Origin of the sequence: Cohnella silvisoli, assembly GCF_021190915.1 — a bacterium.
Lineage (GTDB): Bacteria > Bacillota > Bacilli > Paenibacillales > Paenibacillaceae > Cohnella > Cohnella silvisoli.
In genome coordinates this window covers 122,061-141,787 of record NZ_JAIOAP010000008.1, presented here as the reverse complement: position 1 = coordinate 141,787, position 19,727 = coordinate 122,061, and the positions used below count along the sequence as shown (strand labels likewise).

Genomic DNA, 19,727 nt, shown 5'->3' with positions numbered 1-19,727 from the left:
GGATTATTGCGTCAATAGACCAAGCAGGTGAACAAGCGGAAATACGATGAGCCAACTGTCCGTGCGATCCAGCACTCCGCCGTGTCCCGGGAGCAGACGTCCGGAATCCTTAACGTCGCGGAAACGCTTGTAAGCGGATTGAACCAGGTCTCCAAGCTGACCTGCGACGGCCGCCGTCAGACCGATGAGCATCGCCTGACCGTATCCAAGCCATTCCGATCTGAAATAGCTGAAGATTAGCCCGGTAATAACAGCGATCGCTAAGCCGCCCAAAGCGCCTTCGATCGTCTTGTTGGGGCTAATCGCCGGCCAGAGCTTCGTCCTGCCAATCGCTTTTCCTACGAAATAAGCTCCGGCATCCGAAGCCCATATGCAAGCAAACGTAAGGGCGGACCAGAAAATACCGTGTTCAAGATCCCGGGTTAGCGCCATATAGTGAAAACCCGTTCCTATGTATACGACCCCTAGAAACAATACGCTCACGTGCTCGAGTTGAATCCGGTTTTTACTGAACACCGTTCCGCACAGGAAAATGAACATCGACAACCAAACGATCGTCGCGTATGAAGGCTTATCCCAGCCGAAAGGCAGCTGCGGCAATACGATCAACAAGACGGCAACATAGCCAATCAGCACATCCAATCGCATCCAGGCTTGTCCATTCAGCCGAACATATTCCCAATAACCGATTACCGCCAACAGAACTAACAATCCGGTGTAATACCATCCACCGGCAACTAACAGACCAATAAAAGCCGCACCGGCTATGACGCCGGTTACCAGCCGCTGACCCATGATGTCATAGCCCCCCGTAACGGCGCGCACGCCGCTGATACTCGCGGATGGCGTCGAATAAATGTTGTTCGCTGAATTCCGGCCAATACACGTCGGTGAACCAAAATTCGCTATAAGCGAGCTGCCATAACATGAAATTGCTTAATCTCAGTTCGCCGCTTGTGCGGATAAGCAAATCCGGATCGGGAAGTCCGCTTGAAAGCAGCAGCTTCTCGAAATCGGCTTCTTCGATTGTCTCCGGATCTATTTCTCCAGCCGCCGCTTTGCGCGCCAATTGTTTCGCCGCTTCCACCATTTCAATCCGGCTGCCGTAATTCAGTGCAAAATTTAGAATGAGTCCCGTATTATGCTCCGTCTTCCGGACCGCTTCTTCAACCGCGGCTAACGTGTGATCCGGCAGCAGATCACGGTTTCCCATCATTCTGACCTGTACGTTATTATCGATAAGTTCGCTTAGTTCCAACGACAAAAATTCCTGCGGCAATTTCATCAGGAATTCCACTTCCGCCTTCGGCCGTTTCCAATTTTCCGTAGAAAAAGCGTATAAGGTCAACACTTTGACGCCAACCCGATCTGCCGCTTTCGTAATCCGTTTGACGGCCTTCATTCCGTTATGGTGCCCGGCAATACGAGGCAAACCTCTAGCTTTGGCCCACCGGCCATTTCCGTCCATGATGATGGCCACGTGTTCCGGTATATTATCTCCTGTAGGCTCTTCTTCGGTCTTAACCTGCATGAGATTGATGTCGCTTTCCGTGAAAACCCCGATACGAAGCTTACGAAGCCAATTGCTGAACTTACTCATGGTTCTTCCCCCTAAGAGCGAGCTATGCCCACTCGCTAGCTAACCAAAAGAGAATAAACCCCACCTTTCGGAGGGGTCATCACCGTTCAAATCAAACTTCCATAATCTCTTTTTCTTTTGCGATCAAAATTTTATCGACTTCAGCGACAAATCGGTCCGTCATCTTCTGAACGTCTTCTTGATGGCGGCGCGATTCATCCTCGGAGATATCGCCTTTTTCTTTTTTCTTAATCTCGTCGTTCGCATCGCGGCGAATGTTGCGAATCGCTACTTTAGCTTCTTCTCCGAACTTCTTCGTCGATTTGGCTAAATCCGCGCGACGTTCTTCCGTGAGCGGCGGGATGTTAAGGCGAATGATGGACCCGTCGTTAGCAGGCGTCAAGCCGAGATCCGACTTCTGGATCGCTTTCTCGATCGCTGCCAGCGCCGTTTTGTCCCATGGCGTAATAATCAACGTGCGGGAGTCCGGCGTGTTAACCGAACCCATCTGGTTAATCGGAGTCGGCGTACCGTAGTAATCCACTTGCACCCGATCCAACATAGCACCCGAAGCGCGGCCTGCCCTTAACGTCGTTAAGTCGCGTTTCAACGCTCCCAAAGCTTTCTCCATGCGATCTTCTGCGTCTTTCTTGATTTCCTGAGGCATTAGTCGATACTCCCCTTCACTATGGTGCCGATTTTCTCACCCATAACGGCACGTCTAATGTTTCCTTTCTCGGTAATTGCAAATACGAGAAGCGGAATATTGTTATCCATGCAAAGCGAGGAAGCGGTTGAATCCATGACGCCAAGGTTTTTGTTGAGCACGTCCATGTAAGTCAACTGCTCGTATTTCTCCGCGGTAGCGTCTTTGAAAGGATCGGCGCTGTATACGCCATCCACTTTATTCTTAGCCATAAGAATAACCTCGGCTTCGATTTCAGCGGCTCTAAGCGCAGCGGTCGTATCTGTAGAAAAAAACGGATTACCCGTTCCCGCTGCGAAAATAACGACGCGGCCCTTTTCCAAATGACGAATCGCGCGACGGCGAATGTAAGGCTCGGCGATTTGCTGCATGGCGATCGAAGTTTGTACCCGGGTAGGCACATCCATTTGTTCTAGCGCGTCTTGCAGAGCAAGCGAGTTCATGACCGTGGCCAGCATTCCCATGTAATCGGCTGTAGCCCGGTCGATCCCTTTCTGGCTGCCGGCAATTCCTCGCCAGATGTTGCCTCCGCCGCATACGATCGCGATTTCTACGCCTAATGCAATAACTTCCTTGATTTGCTCGGCAATAGACAGGATGGTCGTCGCGTCGATGCCGTAACCGTTTGACCCGGATAACGACTCGCCGCTCACCTTTAATACCACACGTTTATAAACGGGACGTTCCAACGTTTTGTACCTCCATCATGTCTTAAGTTTAAAAAATAGGGAACACACTGTGCCCCCTAAATTCGTTATTATTAATGTTTGACTTGAGCCATAACTTCTTCGACGAAGTTATCCACTTTTTTCTCCAAGCCTTCGCCCAATTCGAAACGAACGAATCTGCGAATGGAGATTTTCTCGCCGATGGCAGCAATCTTCTCATTCAGCAGCGTCGTGATCGTTTTGTCCGGATCCTTAACGAACGATTGCTCCAAGAGGACGTTTTCCTCATAGTACTTGTTCATGCGGCCTTCGACCATTTTATCGACGATTTTCTCCGGTTTGCCTTCGTTAAGCGCTTGGTTGCGGAGAATTTCTTTTTCTTTGTCCAACTCTGCTTGCGATACTTCTTCACGGCTCAGGAATTTCGGGTTAGCGGCCGCGATTTGCATAGCGATGTCTTTAACGAAAGAGCGGAATTGATCCGTTTTACCTACGAAATCGGTCTCGCAGTTAACTTCTACGAGAACGCCGATGCGTCCGCCGGCGTGGATATAAGATTCAACTACGCCTTCCGTAGCGATGCGATCGCCTTTTTTCGCGGCAGCCGCAAGGCCTTTCTCGCGAAGAAGTTCTCCTGCTTTGGTCAGGTCGCCATTCGCTTCCTCTAACGCTTTCTTGCAATCCAACATGCCTGCTCCGGTTCTTTCGCGGAGCGATTTAACGTCTGCTGCATTTATTGCCACGTGGACTCCTCCTAATTATAGGCTCCCCTTGGCTACTGCCTGCGAGGGAAGCGACTCGTTTGGTTTTTGAAAAAAAGGGCGGTGAGAAGGTTCTCTTCTGACCACCCTTTGATTGTTTCGTATCATTGAAGTGGCAATTAAGCCGTTGTTTCTTCGCCTTGGCGCGCTTCTACGATCGCATCGGCCATCTTAGCCGTCAAAAGCTTAACGGCGCGGATTGCGTCATCGTTACCCGGAATGACGTAGTCGATCTCGTCCGGATCGCAGTTCGTATCAACGATGCCTACGATCGGAATGCCTAGTTTGCGGGCTTCGGCAACGGCGATACGCTCTTTGCGAGGATCGATGATGAACAAAGCGTCAGGCAATTTGCGCATATTTTTAATACCGCCGAGGAATTTCTCGAGACGATCTTTCTCTTTGCGGAGAATGATAACCTCTTTCTTAGGCAGCACTTCGAAAGTACCGTCATTTTCCCATTTGTCCAATTGGTGCAAACGGTCCGTACGTTTTTGGATGGTGGAGAAGTTAGTCAACGTACCGCCCAACCAACGTTGGTTGATATAGTATTGACCGCTGCGCTCGGCTTCTTCCTTAACGGAGTCTTGAGCTTGCTTCTTCGTTCCTACGAACAGCATCGTTCCGCCGTTCTCTCCGAGCTGACGCACGAAGTTATAAGCCTCGTCTACTTTTTTAACCGTTTTCTGCAAATCGATAATGTAAATTCCGTTACGTTCAGTAAAGATGTACTTATCCATTTTCGGGTTCCAACGACGTGTTTGGTGTCCGAAATGTACCCCTGCTTCGAGCAGTTGTTTCATGGAAATGACTGCCATCTTCCTGCACCTCCTAGTGGTTTTTGGTGAATCTCCGCCGCTCTTCGCCTCTTTCGCCAAAACTCTCTCGTTTAACACAAGAAAAGCACCGTTGACGAAATTGAAAAGCGTGTGTTTTTTACACCGAAAAATAATATACCATATCGACTACACTCGCGCAATGGCTGAATACCAATAATACATCATTTCTATCCAAAAACCCGTATGCTTACTTATTTTTCGCGCGTCAGCTCTGCCATTATTTGTTTATAATTCGGTTTACCGGTAAATACGGCTGTGCCAACGTTCATTTTCTTGGAAATGGACTTTGCTCTTCTGACGAAATCTTCGACATCGTCTATGACGCCGAGCTTCTGCAACCTCTCCGCCGCTTCGGTCAAAGTCATATTTTTACGGATATACAAGGTAACCGCTTTAGGATCCTCGGAGTCGCCGGCACCCGCATTCTCGGAATTCGCTGTTTCGGAAGGAGCAGGCGGCTTCAGAGCTCCTTTAGTGTCGTTTATTCCATCCTTCGAGGCAGCTGCGACGGCTTCATCGATCTTGGCATTCAATTGATCTTGCGTATACAGGGTTTGACCTGCTGGCGATAGAACGAAACCTGCTTTTTTCGCTTCAGTATCCAACTGTTCGCGAGTCATAGGTTCATCCGCTACCATAACCGCTTGATTTTTGGCAAGCTGAATAATTTGAAGCATCGAAGACCCGAGAATAATTCCGATACCTAGCCCCATCAACCAACTGCGATACTTATGCATGGTGTTGTTCCTCCCGACGCGCGAGCTGCAAAATGAGTTGCACCTCGCCCTTGTTCATCCCCATCGCCTTGGCGATTTGCTCGACCGATCTGCCCTTATCGTGCATCTCCAGCAACGCCGGATATCTGCCTCGGATGGTCGTCGGCGGCAATTCGACTTCAGCGACATCCGCCACAGCAATTACGACGGGTTCTTCAATTGACTGTTGGACGGTTGGCGTTGGCGCGAGTATTTCATCGGAAGGGAACGAATTCGTTGCTGCAATCAGAGGCTTTGAATCGAATGGTACCGCAGCGGGGGGGGATTGGGATTGTTCCTGCCACTTTCTCATTTGATGTTCCATGTCGACGATACGGCGTCCTAATTTATCGACCGTCTCATCCTGCTCTTTCTTGAAATTGGCAACTGCATCGAGAAGCTCCCGATTTTCGGTTTCCAAATCTTCCAGCAATTGATCGTAGGCCGCTTCGCTAACGAACCCCGATTCTTTCCCGCGGCTGCCGCTTTTCTTGGGCATCATCCACGCGTACCCTGTAATCGCCACGCCTAGCAGCACTATGCTCATCCATGGACTCGGAAACACTTTAAAACCCCTCTCTTGCCTTTAGATCAACCTACGAAATCAATATGTTTACCTTTGTAAGGATGCTCAGATACATGGCTTTCTTCTTGTACTTGTTCATTATCCTGTTTCTTAGAAGACGTTGACGCTTTATTGCGATTGCGAGGCTGTCGCTCCGATATCGTACCGTTAGATGTCGATTCCGTTTTCACGCTTCGCTTGGCTTGTTGTTCTGCCGTTTTCATCGCCTGTTGTCCCAATAAAGATTGTTCCGTTGCCGGACGTTGCTGTTGGTGGTGCTGCAAAGGCGACATCTCCGCCGTGCGGGGGAGGGATGCTTGAAAATCGATCGATTTGTAGCTCATGGCCGTTCACCTCTCATTTGATTTAGAAAAAGGGAACCATGATGATATCGCCGTCCGAAAACCGGAAGGATACCCGTTGAGAGCTGTCTTTAACGAATCTCGTGTACCTGCCGATGACGATTTTGGTGCCTCCCCATAAGGTATGGACCGCATCGACTCGCGCCGTCGTCGTATCCTCGAGCGTCTTCTCGATTTCAAGAACTCGTTCCTTGTTGGCGGCAAGATCTTCAATAGCTTGGCGTTTGGTGGCTGATAGCTTTACCCTAAGGGCTAGTTTATCCGCGCTTAATTGTCCGATAGAAGCCATCTGGTCGAGCAAGGCAAGCGCTTTCTCCGACTTGTCCATGTTCTCGGTCAGCTGCCGCATGACCACTCTTAACTCGTTAAGTTCTTGGCGGAGCTCCGGTCTGACGCCTACCTCGATCACGGTCGCCGTCGACATCGAATTTCCGATCATTCTAGCGGTCACGCGGTCTCCCGCCTGAATTAATCCTCCGACGATAAGCCCTTTAGCGCCGGCGCATTTAACGGACCGTCCTGCCCGGACATTGGCATGCATGATGCTTTGCGCTACGACAATGTCCTCGCCGGCGAATACGTTGCCTTCTTGTATGAACGAGCAACGAATATTGCGACCCGCTTTAACGAAACCTTTGTTGCTGCCGATAATGCCTCCTGAAATTTCGATCGAACCGTCGGATTCCACTTCCGCCCCTTCGATCCCGCCGGTAACCCGTATGTCACCCGATGCTTTCACCCGAAATCCGGTCAGGATGTTGCCTCTAATGACAACCGTTCCTACGAAATCGATGTTGCCGATATTATAATCAACATCCCCGTTCACCTCGTAGACGGGAAATACGTTCAATTTTTCTTTATCGGTTTTGGTTACAAGTCCGTCGATAGCCGCATACATCGCGACCTTCTCCGGATTAACGACGACATTTTTGCCGACTTTGAAATGGGCATCCTTGCCCTCTTTCGGCAAGATCTCTTCGCCCGTAACCGCCTTACCCGCAGTACCCTTCTGAGCGGGTACTCGTTCTGCGATCAATTGGCCGGCTTTAACGTTAGCCAATTGCTTGACTTCTTTATAATCAACGCTGCCGTCTTCCCTTTCGGTTGGACGCCGCTCCTGCTCGTTGGATTCTCCGTAGAGGACTTTGACATAACCGTCGATACCTGGCAGCGGAGGAGTTCCAATGGCAATGACGTTCTGCGTAAAGAAAAAATCCTGGGGTTTCTGCGCAATCAGATAGAGAGTATCGGACTGCACCCCATGCTTAATTCCTTGTGAGCTTATGTATTGCTCCAATTCACGAGAAGTCAGCTTAAGATCACCTTCGACACGTCTGAAAACCAAGTAAGCTTGCATCTTATCTTCAGAAACCGTGACTTGTAGACATTCCGCCAATGGTAAACTTCCATTGTCAGGCATAAATATCGCCTCCTTATTATCCGTTTTGAAGCAATTGTTCCTTTTGCTTAGAGAGAGCTCCCCTGAGTCTTAGTATGGCTTTGGAATGGAGCTGAGAGATCCTTGAAGGCGATAAGCACATGACCTCGGCTATCTCGCTTAACGATAGGTCGTCGTAATAAAACAAAGAAACGACCGTGCGTTCTTTTTCCGTTAATTTCTGAATTCCATATTGAAGGGAGTCTTTCAGATAAGTTTCATGAACTTTAGACTCCGGATTTACCGCTTTATCATCGACAAGAAGAGATAACCTTGTTTCGGATTCTTCCTCCCGGATCGGATCCTCCAGAGAAAAGACAGCCGCAACGGCAACCTCTTGAAGCATCTGCTGGAACTCTTTATCGCTAATATTCAAATAGGCGCATATCTCGTCATCTGAAGCGGAACGCAAATTCTTCTGCTCCAAAACCGCGTAGGCGTCCTCCATTTTTTTCGCTTTGTCACGTACCGATCGGGGGACCCAGTCGCCTTGGCGAAGCCCGTCGATAATGGCGCCCCGGATTCTCCACGATGCATAGGTTTCGAATTGGAGCCCGCGCCGATAATCAAACTTCTCAATGGCGTCAATCAAACCCATGGCGCCATTGCTGGCCAAGTCGTCTTTCGTTACGTTCTTCGGTAAGCCAACAGCCATTCGACTGGATACATAATCCACGAGTGGCAAATAGTGCTCGATCAGAAGCTTTCTCGCATCCGGATCCTCGTCCTCTTTCCAACGCTGCCATAAATCTTGATGGGATAACCGGGAACGTGTTTGATCGACCATACTAGCCTCACCATCCTTATTCGTCCGTCAGACGACGAATCGCCTGAACCACTTCCTCCGGATTGGGATTGTCAAGCGACACCAATCGCTTGGGCTGCAATGGCTGGAAACCTTTAATCGGCTCCCCCTTGCCATCCGCCCACTGTTCCTTCATCAACTCCGATAAAGAATCTCCTTCATCCGGGGTCGTTATGTCGAGCACCGCACCGCGATCTTTCTCCAAAGCGCTAGCCGCATCAATCTTATTAGCCGGATTCAACAATTGTCCTAGGACTAGCCGAATTACGAGAGCTATCGCTGCAAAAGCGATAAACGCATATAAGCTATTTTTTAATGTCGTTCCTATCGGATTGTTCGATAGAGAGAACAAGAAGGTCAACAATGCGCCGAATGCGCCGAAACCGACATTTAAGCGCCAGGAACCAATCATTTTAGATCTCCTTTACTCCGAACTGCACGCTGCGAATGCTGAACACGCCGTTTTGACTGTTCAGTTCAACGGTTCGACCGTAGCTGCCTCCGGTATCTTCCGCAACAAGCGGAATCTTGAAATATTCGAGTGCCTGTTTCGTCGCTTCCACGTTGCGGGGACCAATACGCATCGTATCCGATCCGCCCATGAAAGCGAACATTTGGGCCCCGCCTGCCATTTTGGCAACAAGCCGCCCCGTCACGGCTCCTTTGCTTTTCATTCGCGCGAGAAGCTCAGGGATAGCCGTATCCGCGTATTTAGCGATATTGACTTGCCCTTCTCTGGCAATCTCGGAAGTGGGCAACATGATGTGCGCCATTCCCCCGAGTCTAAGTTGAGGGTCATATAAGGTTAAACCCACGCAGGAACCCAAGCCTGTTGTTTTAAGTACCGCTCCGCCCTCCGCGATGTTCAAATCTGCCATCCCCACTTTAATTAGGGTGCCTTCGGTCATTAGATCGGCACTCCCAACGCACGAAATAGCTTATCGAATGACTCGGGGTCCGGAATGAGGAAGAAGTGACCTTCCGCTTCTTGATGACCTTCAAGAAATGTCGTATCGATGAGTAGAGCATCATCGCCCATCGTGCCGAATTGAAGTAAGCCGTAGCTTAAAATCGCACCTGCCATGTCTACCGCTAAAGAAGGGACCGTAGGAGACATATGAAGACCCGTAAAATCGGCAAGGGAGGATAAATAAGAGCCAGCCAGAATATTGCCGATTTCGCTGAGAGCGGACAGCTCTAATTCGCTGTATTCATCGTTCTCTGCCGCATTGAAGCCTAACAGTCCTTGCAGTATGCGCCTTGCGGGCTCCCGATTGAGGATAAAAAACATATTTCCGGGAGCATCGCCGTCGACCCGCAGGAAAATAGCAATGACGACGGCTTCGGAACCGCCGACGCGCTCGGCTATTTCTTCGAATGGAATAAAGCTGACCGTAGGCACCGCCATGTCCACCGGTTTGTTAAGCAAGGTCGATAACGCCGTAGCCGCATTGCCCGCACCGATATTTCCGACTTCCCGAAGCACATCCATTTTGAAATCCGCGTCATTCTTAAAAAGATTCACAGTTTACTCTCCGAACTGTTCTAATTGGATGATTTCGTTACGGCTGAGCACTTCCACTAAGTTTAGCAATATCAATAACCGACTTTCGCCGATTTTGGCTACTCCGCTCAAGTATTTCGCTTTGATTCCGCCTAATACTTCAGGAGGGTTCTCGATCGTATCGCTCATAACGTCCATAACATCATTGGCGGAATCCACGATAAATCCAACTTCCAGGTCGTTAGCCGCAACGATGATAATCCGGGAATTTTCGGTGAGATCCGTCTCGGGAAGACCGAAGCGCCCCCTAAGATCGATAACGGGAATAACGATGCCCCGAAGGTTAATAACGCCTTTAACGAAAGCCGGCGTTTTCGGAACGCGAGTAATCGGGACCAGCCGTTCGATAGTACGAACTTTATCTACCTCAATACCGTACTCTTCTTGCGCAAGCGTGAAAACGATGACTTTCATTTCCTCTGCCATGGAATAAATCCTCCCCTAGAGTCCGGTTTATTTACTTGATGAGTGCGTTTGGATCTACGATCAATGCGACTTGGCCGTCACCGAGAATCGTGGCTCCCGAAACGATGCCGAGGTTGGCATTTAAATATTTGCCAAGCGGCTTAAGAACGATTTCGTTTTGTCCGATAAACTCGTCCACCAGAACGGCAGCAAGCTTGTCCCCTTTGCGAATGACGATCATTTCCGTTTCCGTCTCATCGTCATCGCGATAATCCGGCGAATCTATTAAAGCTGCCAGCGATACAACCGGAATGATAGATTGACGATAGTCGATAATACGATTTCCGTGCAGCGTCCGAATGTCCGATCTCTTGACAGAGCCCGTTTCCACGATGGAAGAAAGCGGGAACGCGTACTTCTCGGAACCTAGTTTAATCAACATCGCCGCTATGATGGATAGCGTCAGCGGCAGCTGGATCGAGAATCTCGTTCCTGACCCCAATTTCGAGTGTACGGAAACGTGACCGCCCAATGAGGAAATTTTGGATTTCACCACATCAAGGCCTACGCCCCTGCCGGAAATATCCGATACTTTGTCGGCCGTGCTGAATCCCGCGGCAAAGATCAGCATGTTCACTTCGTCATCGCTGAGATTTTTCGCTTCCTCAACGGTCACTACCCCGCGTTTAATTGCCGTTTCGAGCACTTTTGGACGGTTAATTCCTTTACCGTCCTCCTCGATTTCGATGAAAACGTGGTTTCCGGCGTGATAGGCTCTTAAATGTACTGTACCCACTTCCGACTTGCCTGCTTTAATCCGTTCCGTGATCGGTTCTATGCCATGGTCAACCGCATTTCGGATGAGATGGACTAGCGGGTCGCCGATTTCATCGATTACGGTGCGATCCAGTTCCGTCTCCGCGCCAATGATGACGAGATCGACTTTCTTATCAAGCGATTTGGCCAAGTCGCGAACCATCCGCGGAAACCGGTTAAAGACGCTTTCTACGGGTACCATCCGCAGCTTCAGAACGATGTTCTGCAAATCTGCGCTGACTCGAGCCATGTGTTCGACCGTTTCGGTCAAATCATTGCGACGTACTTCGGAAGCCAATTGCTCCAATCGAACGCGGTCAATAAGCAATTCGCTAAATAAATTCATGAGCGAATCCAAACGTTCGATATCAACCCGAATCGTACGCGGAGCAGCATTGCCGGCAGGAGCAGCGGACGAGGCAGCCGGTGCTGCACGTAAACCGCCGCCGTTCTCGGCACTTGGAGCTGCAGCAGGCGCGGCGCTTTCGGTCGCTGCGGCTGTTTCCTTGATCGCGTCGGAAGTTGAGACGGAAGAGGCTTGGGGGCGGCCTAATTCCGCAAGCGAATCGCGATCAACAGGGGTCAAGACGACCGACTCGATCTCGGATACGCGGGAGATGCCGTCTCGAAGCACAGCTTCATCCACTTGGGTAATATAGTAGACGGAGAAACTTCTCTCGAATAACTCTTGTTCGATTTCCTGTACGGACGGGTGAGCTTTAACCACTTCGCCGTTTCTTTCGAGAACATCAAATACCATATACGCGCGGGCTGCTTTCAGCAAACAATCTTCACGTACCTTTACATCAATGTAATAGGCCCGATGACCGCTTTCCATGGATTGGCTTAGAACGGATAATTGGTATTGGTCAAGAACTAACGATGCGGATATCGCTTGTTCCTTATTCGCCGCCTTCGCAGCTCCTTTGCCGCCATCCTCGCCTTTAACGATTGCCTTTAGGCGTTCTACAAGCTCGGTAACCTCGCCTTTACCCGTGCCGCCGTTGATAACGTCCTGTACCATTGCCTCTAAAGCGTCCAAACATTTGAATAGCGTGTCGAAAATATTGCCGTTCATGCTCAATTTGCCATTACGAACTAGATCCAGCACATTTTCCATCTCATGCGTAAGCGCCGCGAGATCTTCAAACCCCATCGTCGCCGACATTCCTTTAAGCGTATGCGCGGAACGGAAAATAATTTGAACGATGCTAATATCCTCTGGCTGTTGCTCTAACCGAAGCATATTTTCATTGAGCGATTGCAAGTGATCGTTGGCCTCATCGATGAAGATGGACATGTATTGATTCATTTCCACGGGCCTGACACCTCCTAGTTGGCTGAACTTTCAGCGGCAATTTCATGGCTTGCGCAGTTTCACTTCTTTCACGAGAACGGAAGCAATTCCTTGAAGCGGGAGCAGATGGGATACGGCACCAAGCTCTACCGCGGACCGGGGCATGCCGTAAACGACGCAGGTCTGTTCTGCTTCGGCGATCGTAGTAACGGCTCCGTCCGTTTGAAGCGCCTTCATTCCTTTGGCGCCATCGCTGCCCATTCCAGTCATAAGCACGACATGCCTTTTCAATTGATGCTGTCCGATCAAGGATTCGAACATGACATCTACAGAAGGCATGTGCCCTCCCCTTGGACCCTCGTCTGACAATTTAATTCGGTATTTGCCATTTGCTTCTTTCGCCAGCGTCATGTGTCTTCCGCCAGGAGCGATGTAAGCCGTGGCGGTTTCAACAGGTTCCCCGTCGACCGCCTCCCGAACTTGAATGCTGCAAAAGTTATCCAATCGTTGTGCCAGCGAATGCGTGAATTTGGGAGGCATATGCTGGACGACGAGAATTGGTGCCGGAAAATCCGCGGGAATACCGGTTAGCAATTCATGCAATGCCCGGGGCCCTCCCGTAGAGGTGCCTACGGCTACGATATGGGTGAATGCGGTTAAGCCTGTGCTTTTGGGCGGCGTATTAGGAATCGCATGTGCCGGCTTCTCGGAATTTATGGTTGGTTTCGTCAAACGCTTAGCAGCGATATCTTGATCCGCGTTTGTCGAAACGGGCTTCATTTCTTTCAGGCGGGATGTTTCGATTCCTGGTTGAGACTGCGGCAATTTCGGTTTCGGTATCCCGCTGCCGATGTCAGATGCAGAAGGCGGCACGGGAGATCCCACAGGTTTGCGATTGTCCGTTGCGCTTTCCGGCTTTCGGTTCAAGTCCGGGCTCTTCGGCCTAGCTGGCGCCGCGGCAGATCTGCTCGTATCGACCTTCGCCTTATACACGGCCGTTTCCGTTTGGTTATCCGGCTTCTTAATCTCCTTCTGCAAAGGCGCTGCTTGCCTTGGTTCGACAGTTGCAGGTTGAGGAGACGGTTCTCCCTTTTCTTCAATGGCCGGAAGCATTCGGAATGAACCGCTGCTCATCGTCTCTAAAGCAATATGTAATTTCTCCAGCAGTTGTTCTCCTACCTGGCGGATATCCAGCTTAACGGCTCCGTCCGGTTTTCGGATAAAATCGATCGCCCCGTATTGCAGAGCTTTAATCGTATCCCTTGTCCCGTTGTCGGTAACCGCCGAGAGCATAATAACCGGGGTCGGTTGAATCGCCATAATGCGCTGCAGCGCTTCAATTCCATTTAATTGCGGCATTTCCAAATCCATGGTTATGATGTCCGGCTTGAGCTTAAGCGCCAAGTCAACGGCTTCTTTGCCATTCGAGGCTGTTGCCAATACTTTGAAGGCAGCGTCAGCATCAATGACATCGCTGAAAACCTTGCGCATAAATGGGGAATCATCTACGATCAGCACTTTGAATTCCTGCATTTGGCGACCCTCCCCGTTAATCTAGTTGTGCAATCGAATTGATTAACTCCATAGTTTCTTCATTCGCTGCAGGAAGCTTGATAGTCCGCGCGTTGAGGAAGTTTCCCTTTCCATTAGAAACCGGGAAGCTATCCGATCAATTCCCCGCGTTGCCGAACTATCCGGAAAGGCGATCGATAAAGGCGTCTGCTTCTTGACGGCCTTCGATACGTTGGCGTCGTCCGGAATATACCCCAGAACGGGAATATTCAGACCCAAATACTTATCCGTTACATGCTGAATGTTATCCGCCGTCTGCTTCCCCTCTCTGTCGTCGGAAACGCGATTCACGACAAGCTTAAAGGAAATTTGATGACCCATGGACTTCAACATCTTGATCAGAGCATACGCATCCGTGATGGAAGTCGGCTCGGGAGTCGTTACGACAATGGTTTCTTCCGCAGCCGTAATGAATCGAACCGTTTCCTTGGACAATCCGGCGCCGGTATCGAACAGGATAAAATCCACGTAACCGTGCAGCTTGCCAATCTGTTCGGAGAAATACTCGATTTCCTGATCGCTTAAGCGGACCAAATCCTGGAATCCGGAACCACCCGCGATAAACTGCAGTCCACCAGGACCGGTCTGGATGATTTCCCAGATCGTTTTCTCGCCTTTAAGCAAATGAATGAGATTGTATTTGGCCGGCGTGCCCAATAAAACATCGATATTCGCAAAGCTTATGTCCGCATCGAACACAAGCACGCTATATCCTCGATTTTGGAGCGCCATGGCGAAATTGAGGCTGAAGTTGGATTTGCCGACACCGCCTTTTCCGCTAGTAACGGTAATCACCCGCGTCATGCGAGCGGATTGGGAGTCCTTGGAATGAACCAAATGCCGCAGTGCCTGCGCTTGATCATTCATCGGACTTCTCCCCCAACAACCGTCTGATCAAATCTTCGGGATCAAATGGCCTAATGTCGTCTGGAACGGTCTGACCGCATGTAATATAGGAAATTCGGAAATCGAACTCTTTCACCAAATTGATTATCGTTCCGAAAGAGTCCGTCTCGTCGAATTTAGTCAGCAATAGTTGATTGACCCCATACTTCGCGAACTGAGAAGCGACCATTTTCATGTCGCTATACTTATGTGTCATGCTAAGGACAAGAATCGTTTCCGTCTGTTCTCCGGGAGCGAGGAGGCTATTGACTTCCGAAACGAACATTTCGTTCCGATAGTTTCGACCGGCCGTATCCATGAACAATAAATCAAGGTCGTTTAGTTTCTTATAAGCACGGGTCAATTCGCTGGGTGAAAATACGACTTCAAGCGGGACGTTTAAGATATCCGCATAGGTCCTCAATTGATCAACTGCCGCTATTCGGTAGGTATCTGCCGTTATAAACCCGACGCTTCGTCGATGGCTGAAGGATTGCTCGGCGGCTAGCTTGGCGATTGTGGTCGTCTTACCTACTCCAGTCGGCCCTACAAAATGAACGATTCTAGTCGTAGGTTCGATACCTGTCCCCTTGGCGTCTTGCAGCCATGAGAGGAGTACGGCACGAGCCGCTTCATAGGAGGAACGAGTTTCTTCTTCGCTCGTCTCTTCCATTATTAAATTTACCGCTTCCGCGAATTGCTCCACGTAAGCAGGATCAACTCCTTGTTCCGCTAATCGCCTGCTCCATTTCATGACCGCTTCAGGCATGCTGCGGAAAGTTTGCTGCTTCGCCATCTTGGCCATCATTTCTTTCATGGAACGCAGCTCTAGGAGCAATGCGGAAGTTTCCTCTTTGGCCTGTTTATTTTCTCTGGCTTCCAACGTCTGAACCGCGACCGCCAATGTGGCTGCTTGAGTGTCAGACCGATGCTGTTCAAGGTGGGTGTCCGGTTGAGCGATAATCGCTTGTCCCGCATCACGCTGCGCTTCCATTACCGGGGACGTCGTCTTCCGTCCGCTGTCGGCAAAGGGAGCTTGCGAATATCTCTCTCTTACCGCATTCGAAGGGATCATCGGGGACGATACAGCCAGTTCCTCTATTTGGGATAAAAGCTGTTTCTTTTCTATCGGACGCGCAGGCATCGGCGCGCGCGCTGGAAGTTTCTTGGAAGCCTCATCTACAGCCGCAATGACCTCTACACGTTTCTTGCTGAACATGCCAAGAAATCCGCCGATGCGGATTTCTTTCGTATTTAGAATGACGGCATCCGAGCCGAGCTCGCTGCGGATCATTTGCACGGCTTCCGGCAAATCATCGACTATATATCGTTTGACCTTCACGCACTCACCACCCCGACGCTTTGCACTTCAATACTTGGCTCCAACTCACTGTAAGAAATGACCGGAATATCTTGTAAGCTTCGTTCAAGCAATTGGCGCAAGTACATTCGAATCGTCGGTGAAGTTAAAATAATTGGCTGCTGACCCGATTGTACCAATCGATTTACTTGTTCCGTAAGCCTTTGATAGATAGCCTGAGATGAAGCCGGATCCATGGCCAAGTAACTTCCTTGATCCGACTGCTGCACGGCATCCGCTATCTTCTTCTCAACGGCAGGACTTACCGTTATAACCTTGAGAGGTTCTGACGAGCTTGCATACTGTTGGGTAATTTGCCTGGATAAACTTTGACGTACGTACTCCGTCAGCACCTCGGGATCTTTCGTAAACTTGCCGTAATCCGCCAACGTCTCGAAAATCGTCACCAAATCCCGGATGGAAATTTTCTCTTTCAACAATTTGGACAACACTTTCTGGACGTCGCCAACGCTAAGAATGGAAGGGATTAGTTCATCAACCAGCGCAGGATAAGTTTCCTTTACGCTTTCAACCAATGCCTTCGTCTCTTGACGACCGATAAGCTCGTGCGCATATTTCTTAATGACTTCCGTCAGATGGGTAGCTACGACGGAAGGCGGATCAACGACCGTATAACCGGCCATTTCGGCACGTTCCTTCGTCGCTTCATCGATCCATAGCGCAGGCAATCCGAACGCGGGCTCCTGAGTTTCTATCCCCGTTACGGAATCGTCATCGAAACCGGGACTCATGGCTAAGTAGTGATGTAACAATAGTTCGCCACGAGCAACCGTATTTCCTTTCATTTTAATGACATATTCATTCGGTTTTAGTTGAATATTGTCGCGAATTCGGATAACGGGGACGATTAAGCCCATTTCGAGCGCGCATTGCCGTCGAATCATAATAATTCTGTCGAGTAAATCTCCGCCTTGCTGGGTGTCTGCCAATGGAATCAAGCCATAACCAAACTCGAATTCGATTGGGTCGACCTGCAGCAAGCTGATGACGCTCTCGGGGCTGCGAACTTCCTCGATATGCTTCTCCTCGACGAGTAATTCTTCCTCCTGCTGTTTCCGATTCAGATTTCTCTGCAGTCGGTAGCCTGCTATGGAAAGAATGGCTGCATAAGGAATTGTGCTTATAAGAGGAATAGGAGTTGCGAGTCCCAGAAGCGCCACGGTTCCTGCGACAATATAAAGCAATTTAGGATACCGCAGCAGCTGTTTGCTCAAATCATCCGCCATATTCCCTTCGGAAGCGGCTCTCGTTACGATAATACCGGCTGCGGTACTGATCAGAAGCGCCGGAATTTGGCTGACAAGTCCGTCCCCTATCGTAAGAATCGAGTACCTTTCAAGCGACTCCATCGCGCTCATCCCATGAATAGCCATACCGATAATGAATCCTGCGACGAGATTTATCATTACGATGATGATGGATGCGATCGCGTCTCCCTTGACGAATTTACTCGCACCATCCATCGCGCCGTAGAAGTCCGCTTCCTTCTCGATTTTCCCGCGGCGTTCACGCGCTTGTTGCTCGTTAATTAACCCTGCGTTCAAATCCGCGTCGATACTCATTTGTTTACCGGGCATCGCATCGAGCGTAAACCGCGCGCCAACCTCGGCAACCCGCTCAGAACCTTTGGTAATAACGATAAACTGAACGACAACGAGGATGAGGAAAACGACAAAGCCAATCGCTATCTGTCCGCCTGCAACGAACCTTCCGAATGTATCTACAACATGCCCGGCGTCTGCTTTCGATAATACAAGACGGGTTGTCGAAACGTTAAGCGCCAATCGGAATATCGTCGTAAGGAGCAGTATCGTTGGAAATATGGAAAAATGAAGCGCATCCTGCGTGTTCATTGCGATGAGCAGTATCATGATCGCCACAGAGATGTTAAGTATGAGCAGAATATCCAATAGTCCTTTGGGAATTGGAACGACCATCATCAGGACAATACCGATGACGCCTATGAGTATGCTTAAGTCCCGAATTTTCATGGCTCGTTCCCTCCCCTCGCAATTCACTTCCTATACGTCGACTAATGCTGCGAATCCGGAAAAGAGGTTGTCACTCCGCCGCTGGTTAAAATCTGAGTTGTTTTGAATTGACTTGTCGGTTACAACTCGATTTTAAAGGCGGACGTAAACTCTCCGTGACAACCTTTTTCCTCCTTCTCCGCACTCGACGCACAGCTTGTAACAGCTCGTTTTACCTTTTTTAACGCCGGCCCTTGAGCCTGTATACGTATGCCAGCACTTCCGCGACCGCTTGGAAGAGATCGCCTGGTACGCTTTCTCCCACTTCGGTCCTCTCGAACAGCGCGCGGGCGAGCGGCTTGTTTTCCATAGTCATTACGTCGTTCTGCTTGGCGATCTCACGAATTCTTAGAGCCAAGTAATCTTGCCCTTTAGCGATGACAGTTGGTGCATCCATTTTCTTGCCGTCGTATTTAAGGGCAACGGCAAAGTGAGTCGGGTTCGTGATTACGACGTCCGCTTTCGGCACTTCCTGCATCATTCGCATAAGCGCCATCTTGCGTTGGCGTTCCTTGATCTTTCCTTTGATCAATGGATCGCCTTCCATGTTCTTGTACTCGTCTTTAATATCCTGTTTACTCATCCTCAAGTTCTTCTCATATTCATACCGCTGGTACATGAAATCTCCTACCGCAAGGATGAACAATAGAGCTGCAACGAATATTCCCATGCGAACCGCCAAGCTGGCTACGAATGCAAATATATCCTGCACGGGCAAATGCGCCAAATCCAAAAACCGTTTCTTTTCCGACCACAGTGTCGTAAAAACGATGAGTGCCACAGTGATCAGCTTCAGCGAGCTTTTTAAAAATTCCACGACGGATCGAATTCCAAAAATATTTTTGGCGCCTGAGAGCGGGTTCAGCTTCTCGAACTTTGGCTTTAACGGTTCCAAAGTGAATAGCCACCCGATTTGAACGTAATAAGCCGCAAAGGCAATCACAAGCACGATAACAAAAATCGGAGCAAGTACGATAAGCAGTTGAATAGCGTAGTGGCCGAAGAGACTAAGTACGTTCTGCTCCGTCACGTCCATGTTCAATCGGTGCAACAGAACATCTCCGAACATGGCTAGTATTTGTTTCTGGAAATAAGGTCCTAACACGAGCAAACAACAGATGCAAGCGAGCAGAATAAGCGAGCTGGGTATTTCCGCGCTCTTGGCCACTTGTCCTTTGTTGCGGCTATCCTGACGCTTTTTGGGTGTCGCCCTCTCCGTTTTTTCGCCTGCAAACAACTGCAAATTCATCCTAAGGCGATTACGGGGCATGACACCACCTCCTCTACTTTGCACCTATG

At 49.7% G+C, this 19,727-nt stretch carries 21 protein-coding genes; all 21 read right to left on the bottom strand.

Going from position 1 to position 19,727, the window contains the following annotated elements:
- Nucleotides 1-3 precede the first annotated feature (3 nt).
- The 21 genes from K7P76_RS16390 to flhB all read right to left on the bottom strand — a co-directional run bounded on the left by K7P76_RS16390 (nucleotide 4) and on the right by flhB (nucleotide 19,698).
- Entirely contained in the window at nucleotides 4-795 is a 792-nt protein-coding gene (locus K7P76_RS16390; RefSeq protein WP_232186384.1) for a phosphatidate cytidylyltransferase, read from the bottom strand.
- A 4-nt stretch (nucleotides 796-799) separates the two neighbouring features.
- Nucleotides 800-1,531, bottom strand: coding sequence for an undecaprenyl pyrophosphate synthase (gene uppS, locus K7P76_RS16385; RefSeq protein ID WP_232186532.1), 732 nt, complete (start codon nucleotides 1,529-1,531; stop codon nucleotides 800-802).
- Between the two features lie 160 nt (nucleotides 1,532-1,691).
- On the bottom strand, nucleotides 1,692-2,246 hold the full coding sequence (gene frr / locus K7P76_RS16380; RefSeq protein WP_232186383.1) for a ribosome recycling factor: 555 nt from the start codon (nucleotides 2,244-2,246) through the stop codon (nucleotides 1,692-1,694).
- On the bottom strand, nucleotides 2,246-2,974 hold the full coding sequence (pyrH, locus tag K7P76_RS16375) for a UMP kinase (protein ID WP_232186382.1): 729 nt from the start codon (nucleotides 2,972-2,974) through the stop codon (nucleotides 2,246-2,248). Before pyrH ends, frr begins: the two co-directional genes overlap by 1 nt.
- A 71-nt stretch (nucleotides 2,975-3,045) precedes the next feature.
- Nucleotides 3,046-3,696, bottom strand: coding sequence for a translation elongation factor Ts (gene tsf / locus K7P76_RS16370; protein ID WP_232186381.1), 651 nt, complete (start codon nucleotides 3,694-3,696; stop codon nucleotides 3,046-3,048).
- Nucleotides 3,697-3,833: 137 nt separating this feature from the next.
- A complete protein-coding gene (rpsB, locus tag K7P76_RS16365) occupies nucleotides 3,834-4,532 on the bottom strand; it encodes a 30S ribosomal protein S2 (RefSeq protein ID WP_232186380.1) in 699 nt (232 codons plus the stop codon).
- A 212-nt stretch (nucleotides 4,533-4,744) separates the two neighbouring features.
- On the bottom strand, nucleotides 4,745-5,290 hold the full coding sequence (locus tag K7P76_RS16360; protein WP_232186379.1) for a hypothetical protein: 546 nt from the start codon (nucleotides 5,288-5,290) through the stop codon (nucleotides 4,745-4,747).
- Nucleotides 5,283-5,873 (bottom strand): hypothetical protein, encoded by a 591-nt coding sequence (locus K7P76_RS16355; protein WP_232186378.1) that lies wholly within the window; start codon nucleotides 5,871-5,873, stop codon nucleotides 5,283-5,285. The genes K7P76_RS16360 and K7P76_RS16355 overlap by 8 nt, the downstream gene beginning before the upstream one ends.
- A gap of 26 nt (nucleotides 5,874-5,899) precedes the next feature.
- Nucleotides 5,900-6,217: a hypothetical protein gene (locus K7P76_RS16350; protein ID WP_232186377.1), complete on the bottom strand. Its 318-nt coding sequence runs from the start codon at nucleotides 6,215-6,217 to the stop codon at nucleotides 5,900-5,902.
- Nucleotides 6,218-6,239: 22 nt separating this feature from the next.
- Complete coding sequence (locus K7P76_RS16345; protein ID WP_232186376.1) at nucleotides 6,240-7,655, bottom strand: FapA family protein; 1,416 nt, start codon at nucleotides 7,653-7,655, stop codon at nucleotides 6,240-6,242.
- 16 nt (nucleotides 7,656-7,671) lie between these two features.
- Nucleotides 7,672-8,460: a FliA/WhiG family RNA polymerase sigma factor gene (locus tag K7P76_RS16340; protein WP_232186375.1), complete on the bottom strand. Its 789-nt coding sequence runs from the start codon at nucleotides 8,458-8,460 to the stop codon at nucleotides 7,672-7,674.
- Between the two features lie 16 nt (nucleotides 8,461-8,476).
- Nucleotides 8,477-8,890, bottom strand: a complete 414-nt coding sequence (locus tag K7P76_RS16335) for a hypothetical protein (RefSeq protein ID WP_232186374.1) — start codon at nucleotides 8,888-8,890, stop codon at nucleotides 8,477-8,479.
- Nucleotide 8,891: 1 nt separating this feature from the next.
- Nucleotides 8,892-9,386 carry a chemotaxis protein CheD gene (locus K7P76_RS16330; protein WP_232186373.1) on the bottom strand — a complete coding sequence of 165 codons (495 nt, stop codon included), beginning with the start codon at nucleotides 9,384-9,386 and terminating at the stop codon, nucleotides 8,892-8,894.
- A complete protein-coding gene (locus K7P76_RS16325; RefSeq protein WP_255678608.1) occupies nucleotides 9,386-9,970 on the bottom strand; it encodes a chemotaxis protein CheC in 585 nt (194 codons plus the stop codon). Before K7P76_RS16325 ends, K7P76_RS16330 begins: the two co-directional genes overlap by 1 nt.
- Nucleotides 9,971-10,006: 36 nt before the next feature.
- Nucleotides 10,007-10,468 carry a chemotaxis protein CheW gene (locus tag K7P76_RS16320; protein WP_232186371.1) on the bottom strand — a complete coding sequence of 154 codons (462 nt, stop codon included), beginning with the start codon at nucleotides 10,466-10,468 and terminating at the stop codon, nucleotides 10,007-10,009.
- Between the two features lie 31 nt (nucleotides 10,469-10,499).
- Complete coding sequence (locus tag K7P76_RS16315; protein ID WP_232186370.1) at nucleotides 10,500-12,581, bottom strand: chemotaxis protein CheA; 2,082 nt, start codon at nucleotides 12,579-12,581, stop codon at nucleotides 10,500-10,502.
- Nucleotides 12,582-12,623: 42 nt separating this feature from the next.
- A complete protein-coding gene (locus tag K7P76_RS16310; RefSeq protein ID WP_232186369.1) occupies nucleotides 12,624-14,093 on the bottom strand; it encodes a chemotaxis protein CheB in 1,470 nt (489 codons plus the stop codon).
- A gap of 42 nt (nucleotides 14,094-14,135) precedes the next feature.
- Complete coding sequence (locus K7P76_RS16305) at nucleotides 14,136-14,999, bottom strand: MinD/ParA family protein (protein ID WP_232186368.1); 864 nt, start codon at nucleotides 14,997-14,999, stop codon at nucleotides 14,136-14,138.
- On the bottom strand, nucleotides 14,992-16,359 hold the full coding sequence (gene flhF / locus K7P76_RS16300) for a flagellar biosynthesis GTPase FlhF (RefSeq protein WP_232186367.1): 1,368 nt from the start codon (nucleotides 16,357-16,359) through the stop codon (nucleotides 14,992-14,994). Before flhF ends, K7P76_RS16305 begins: the two co-directional genes overlap by 8 nt.
- Entirely contained in the window at nucleotides 16,356-18,389 is a 2,034-nt protein-coding gene (gene flhA / locus K7P76_RS16295; RefSeq protein ID WP_232186366.1) for a flagellar biosynthesis protein FlhA, read from the bottom strand. Before flhA ends, flhF begins: the two co-directional genes overlap by 4 nt.
- A gap of 220 nt (nucleotides 18,390-18,609) precedes the next feature.
- A complete protein-coding gene (flhB, locus tag K7P76_RS16290) occupies nucleotides 18,610-19,698 on the bottom strand; it encodes a flagellar biosynthesis protein FlhB (RefSeq protein ID WP_232186365.1) in 1,089 nt (362 codons plus the stop codon).
- Nucleotides 19,699-19,727: the final 29 nt, after the last annotated feature.

What these genes read in the sequence shown, in the direction of transcription:
- K7P76_RS16340 (WP_232186375.1), bottom strand. Translation starts at nt 8,460, where the DNA reads ATGGTCGATCAAACACGTTCCCGGTTATCCCATCAAGATTTATGGCAG.
- K7P76_RS16310 (WP_232186369.1), bottom strand. Translation starts at nt 14,093, where the DNA reads ATGCAGGAATTCAAAGTGCTGATCGTAGATGATTCCCCATTTATGCGC.
- flhA (WP_232186366.1), bottom strand. Translation starts at nt 18,389, where the DNA reads ATGAAAATTCGGGACTTAAGCATACTCATAGGCGTCATCGGTATTGTC.
- K7P76_RS16390 (WP_232186384.1), bottom strand. Translation starts at nt 795, where the DNA reads ATGGGTCAGCGGCTGGTAACCGGCGTCATAGCCGGTGCGGCTTTTATT.
- K7P76_RS16305 (WP_232186368.1), bottom strand. Translation starts at nt 14,999, where the DNA reads ATGAATGATCAAGCGCAGGCACTGCGGCATTTGGTTCATTCCAAGGAC.
- uppS (WP_232186532.1), bottom strand. Translation starts at nt 1,531, where the DNA reads ATGCAGGTTAAGACCGAAGAAGAGCCTACAGGAGATAATATACCGGAA.
- K7P76_RS16345 (WP_232186376.1), bottom strand. Translation starts at nt 7,655, where the DNA reads ATGCCTGACAATGGAAGTTTACCATTGGCGGAATGTCTACAAGTCACG.
- rpsB (WP_232186380.1), bottom strand. Translation starts at nt 4,532, where the DNA reads ATGGCAGTCATTTCCATGAAACAACTGCTCGAAGCAGGGGTACATTTC.
- K7P76_RS16330 (WP_232186373.1), bottom strand. Translation starts at nt 9,386, where the DNA reads ATGACCGAAGGCACCCTAATTAAAGTGGGGATGGCAGATTTGAACATC.
- frr (WP_232186383.1), bottom strand. Translation starts at nt 2,246, where the DNA reads ATGCCTCAGGAAATCAAGAAAGACGCAGAAGATCGCATGGAGAAAGCT.
- flhB (WP_232186365.1), bottom strand. Translation starts at nt 19,698, where the DNA reads ATGCCCCGTAATCGCCTTAGGATGAATTTGCAGTTGTTTGCAGGCGAA.
- K7P76_RS16320 (WP_232186371.1), bottom strand. Translation starts at nt 10,468, where the DNA reads ATGGCAGAGGAAATGAAAGTCATCGTTTTCACGCTTGCGCAAGAAGAG.
- K7P76_RS16335 (WP_232186374.1), bottom strand. Translation starts at nt 8,890, where the DNA reads ATGATTGGTTCCTGGCGCTTAAATGTCGGTTTCGGCGCATTCGGCGCA.
- K7P76_RS16325 (WP_255678608.1), bottom strand. Translation starts at nt 9,970, where the DNA reads ATGGATGTGCTTCGGGAAGTCGGAAATATCGGTGCGGGCAATGCGGCT.
- K7P76_RS16360 (WP_232186379.1), bottom strand. Translation starts at nt 5,290, where the DNA reads ATGCATAAGTATCGCAGTTGGTTGATGGGGCTAGGTATCGGAATTATT.
- K7P76_RS16350 (WP_232186377.1), bottom strand. Translation starts at nt 6,217, where the DNA reads ATGAGCTACAAATCGATCGATTTTCAAGCATCCCTCCCCCGCACGGCG.